Origin of the sequence: Okeania sp. SIO2B9 (assembly GCF_010672505.1) — a bacterium.
Classification (GTDB): domain Bacteria; phylum Cyanobacteriota; class Cyanobacteriia; order Cyanobacteriales; family Microcoleaceae; genus Okeania; species Okeania hirsuta.
In genome coordinates this window covers 1-2,271 of the sequence record NZ_JAAHGK010001233.1, presented here as the reverse complement: position 1 = coordinate 2,271, position 2,271 = coordinate 1, and the positions used below count along the sequence as shown (strand labels likewise).

Genomic DNA, 2,271 nt, shown 5'->3' with positions numbered 1-2,271 from the left:
TGGGAAGTTTTCCTCCCAATGCTTTTGGTTTATATGATATGCATGGGAATGTAGACGAGTGGTGTCAGGATATTTGGCATAATAGCTATGAAGGTCTACCCACTGATGGCAGTGCTTGGGAAAGTAGCGAAAGTATTGAGTTACGAGTACTCTGTGGAGGTAGTTGGAATGATTATCCCTGGTGGTGTCGGAGCGCTGATCGTGACTGGGATGATACAAACATTTGCATTAACAATGTGGGTTTCCGGGTGATTTGTTTGTCATTTTAGTCTCTCATTTTTTCCACTTAGTATTCTGGTCTGCTCTTTTCCTTTTGTTCTTTGAATCATTTAGATTCTATGTTCCCATATCTGGTGTTCCCTGTTCCTTGTTCCCTTTGACAAAAATTGGATATATTATTTGCAAAACAGTTAAAGCTTATCAAAAAGCTTAAAACCTAGACAAAGCAGAATTTTTCCTCTCCTACGGAATGCTGCGCAAACAGCATAATTGTCCTCTTCTTCTATGCATAGGATAAGTGTACGCTTAGGTTATAAAGAGAGGAAAAATTCATTCTGTGAAGCTCCAAAAAACCGCGTTGCAAAGATTTTTCCCCTTGCACTTTCCAAAAATTCGCGCTCCGATTTAAAAATTGCGGGTTGTTCGTATACACGCATGATTTTTTATTCAACCAAGTAGTGGGACAGCGTTTCACAATAGTATTGCTCAAATTAAAGTATTGGTATAAATAAAAACTTCCTGATCACAAAACGGCAAATCTATCAACCCATCGAAAAATGAAGAGAGGAAAATTAGTCATTCATCTCAAAGTAAATTAAGAGCGATCGCTCCCCAAACAACGACATAATAGGCATTTGCAGCTTCAAAATCTTGTTAAGTAATAAAATACCAATGGATTATATCACTATTTATAATATTACAAAATTGAGCAAAAGAGCTAAAAAGATTGAAATTTCGTGAATTGATAGAAAAAATTTTTCTCCTTTTTTGTCAGAGATTAATGACAAAGTTTAAAATTTTCAAACTAAAAACTCAAACTTATAACTAAAACTTAAAACCTACATAATTTGAGATTTTAAGTTATGGGAGCTATAGATAAAGCATTATAGTCAAGCTTATACAGCACTACGCAAATAGGTTAGGACATATATAAATGCTCAAAGTTAGTCAGGGATTACTTCTGACTTTTGACTTCTGACTTCTGACTTGCGCGTAGCGCTATATTTGCCCACCAAACAAATTGAGAATAAATAATCGGAATTAATTTGTTGAATTTCTGAGGTTAACCTAACCCCTATTTAATTAATTTAACTCATCAGCGATCGCGCGAAATAAAGCAACAGTTTCCACATCATCAATACTCCTCAAAATATTATTACTAGAACCAGTTTTTACCCCAACAAAATTATTTTCTGGATTAATATAAATATATTGTCCCCAAGCACCAGTCGCACAATAATCACCATTTGAACCTTCAGGAATCCACCAATGATATTGATAACCCCACTTAAAATAAAGCTCATCTGTCGCCCCTGGTTGTAAGTGAGGAGTATCAGGAATTGTTGACTCCTTTACCCAACTTTTAGGAATAATTTGTTGTCCGTTAAAATACCCATTATGCAAATAAACTAAAGCAAATTTTGCATAATCTCTCAAAGTACAATTCATCCCACAAAAAGTTACTTCAGTTCCATAATTATCAGTTAACCAATAAGCATCTGATTCTGCTCCCATTGGTTGCCATAATTTCTTTTCTAAATAACTGACAATATCTTGCCCAGTAACTCGCCTCAACAATAAACCTAATATCTGAGTATTCAAACTGATATATTCAAAGTAATTACCTGATGGTTCTTTAGCAGGATAATTTAAAATCACCTTCTCCATCGGTCGCATATACAAAAATAATTTATACAAAAGTTTATTAATATCAGAATTATCATCTTCGTAGGCTTCACTAAAATTTATTCCAGAAGACATTTGTAGAATATGCTTAATTGGTACATTGTTATATCCAGATGCTTTTAACTCTGGCATATATTTAGTAATTGAGTCATCAATACTGTGAATATAACCATCATTAATCGCAATACCTATTAAGGCAGAAATAAAACTCTTTGCCACTGACCAAGAAGTTTTTTTATCATTTTTTGTATAACCTTGAGAATATTTTTCATAAACAATTACATCATTTTTAACTATTAAAAATCCTGTATTGCCTGTGCGTTGTAAAAAGTCTTTCATTGTCCGAGTTTCACCCTGAAATTGATA

Annotated in this window: 2 protein-coding genes; one reads left to right on the top strand and one right to left on the bottom strand. The window is 33.7% G+C overall.

Features of this window, described 5'->3' with window-relative positions; all coding sequences use genetic code 11:
* Positions 1–269, top strand: a 269-nt coding sequence (locus F6K13_RS29285; RefSeq protein ID WP_287289306.1) for a formylglycine-generating enzyme family protein, incomplete at its 5' end; no start/stop codon positions are given.
* 1,033 nt (positions 270–1,302) lie between these two features.
* On the opposite strand, the gene F6K13_RS29280 is transcribed toward F6K13_RS29285, so the two are convergent.
* Positions 1,303–2,271 (bottom strand): serine hydrolase (locus tag F6K13_RS29280; protein ID WP_287289304.1); only part of this gene is annotated, 969 nt, incomplete at its 5' end.